The 1,976-nt window shown below is 61.8% G+C and carries 2 protein-coding genes; both read left to right on the forward strand.

The annotated features are described in order from the left end of the window. The first annotated feature begins 168 nt into the window (after positions 1–168). A complete protein-coding gene (gene fmdA / locus Q4C89_RS14910; RefSeq protein WP_303103409.1) occupies positions 169–1,536 on the forward strand; it encodes a formamidase in 1,368 nt (455 codons plus the stop codon). Beyond that, entirely contained in the window at positions 1,536–1,826 is a 291-nt protein-coding gene (locus Q4C89_RS15205) for an FmdB family zinc ribbon protein (protein WP_368493247.1), read from the forward strand. Before fmdA ends, Q4C89_RS15205 begins: the two co-directional genes overlap by 1 nt. Positions 1,827–1,976: the final 150 nt, after the last annotated feature.

Here is a 1,976-nt window from a genome sequence, read left to right on the forward strand (position 1 = left end):
CGGCAGAGGCAGTCACGGTTTTCAGCGTAGCACGGGCATTTTAGGGGTCTGTGAGGGCAAGGCGGCAAGGCAGCGCCCGGCCTTCCGGTCTCTTGCCCCGGGGAAGTGGTGTGCGTTAGCTTGGTGCTGCAGTCTCGCAGTTCTTTTTGATGAGCTTTTCAGGAGTTCGTGCTGGTGTGGCGTGCCGTCGGCTTCGTTTTCCTCTCCTCCCGTCAGACGGCGGCGCAGGAGTCTGATCAGGTGACCCTCATGACCCAGAACGAGAAAGCGCAGCGCCCACAACACTCTTTGGTCGGTAAGCGCGCCCCCACCCTCGCCCACATTGACCTTAGTCGTTCGCCTGCCGAACATGACACCATCCACAACCGCTGGCACCCGGACATTCCTATGATCGCCAGCGTTGAACCCGGCGACGAGTTCGTTCTGGAATGTATGGACTGGACCGGCGGGCAGATCAAGAACGATGACAGCGCGGCCGACATCCGCGATGTGGACCTGACCAAAGTCCACTACCTCACTGGCCCAGTGGAAGTGAAGGGAGCCAAGCCGGGGGATCTGCTGGTGGTCGAGATTCTGGATATCGGCGTCTTTCCGGAGAGCAATTGGGGCTTTAACGGCATCTTTTCACGGAGCAATGGCGGAGGCTTCTTGACCGAGCACTACCCCGACGCCCACAAATCGGTCTGGGACTTCGAGGGCATCTACGCCCGCTCGCGTCATATCCCCGGCGTGCGTTTCGCGGGCACCTTGCATCCGGGCCTGATCGGGTGCTTGCCTTCGCGTGAACTGCTGAACGAATGGAACCGCCGCGAACGCGAGCTATATGAGAAAGATCCGGACCGGGTGCCGCCGCTGGCCAACCTGCCCTACGCCCCCACCGCCCACATGGGGCGCATGAAAGGAGAACAGGCACAGCAGGCCGCGCAAGAAGCGGCGCGAACCGTTCCCCCGCGCGAGCACGGCGGCAACTGCGACATCAAGGACCTCACGCGCGGCTCGAAGGTCTATTTCCCAGTGTATGTGGACGGCGCGGGCCTCTCCGTAGGGGACCTTCATTTCAGCCAGGGCGACGGCGAAATCACTTTCTGTGGAGCCATCGAGATGGCGGGCTGGATTCACCTCAAGGTGGACCTGATTCCGGGCGGCGTGCAGAAATACGGCATGAAAAACCCCATTTTCCAGCCCAGCCCCATGCAGCCGCGTTACAACAAGCACCTGATCTTTCAGGGCATCAGTGTGGATGAATCAGGACAGCAGCATTACCTAGACGCCCACATCGCTTACCGTCAAGCCTGCCTCAACGCCATTGAGTACCTCAAGAAGTTCGGCTACTCGGGAGCGCAGGCCTACTCGATTCTGGGCACCGCGCCGGTGCAGGGGCATATCAGCGGTATCGTGGACGTGCCAAACGTGTGTGCCACGCTGTTTTTGCCGGTAGAGATTTTCGACTTCGACCTGATGCCAAGCCGTAACGGTCCAGAGGTCAAGGTGCCGGACAACGTAGACCTGCCAGTTGCACCCGACGAGGGCCAGTAGTGCCCACCTACGACTTCCTGTGTGAGCCATGCGGCACCTTCGAAAAGCGCCTGAGTATCGCCCAGCGCGATGAGCCGCAGCGTTGCCCCCGCTGTGACGGCCCAGCGCGGCGGGTCTGGACTACGCCGCCGATGACGGCTCAGCTTTCTGCAGGCGCTCGCCTGGCCCACGGCGTCAACGAACGCAGCCAGCATGAACCAAGTGTGGGCTCAGGTGTAAGCACTTTGGAGCGGTCGAAGGCGGCCAAGCGTCCTACGCGCGGAGGACGGCCCTGGATGATCGGTCACTGAGGCCGCGTCCATAGGCAGGGAGATGCGGTAGAGGTCCAGGGCAGGCCGGTCCGAGCCGCTATCCTCTCCCCATGCACTTCACCATCATCGTTCTGGATTCCGTGGGGGCGGGGGCACTGCCCGACGCCGAGCAGTTTGGCGATAAGGGCG

Origin of the sequence: Deinococcus sp. (genome assembly GCF_030523985.1) — a bacterium.
GTDB lineage: Bacteria > Deinococcota > Deinococci > Deinococcales > Deinococcaceae > Deinococcus.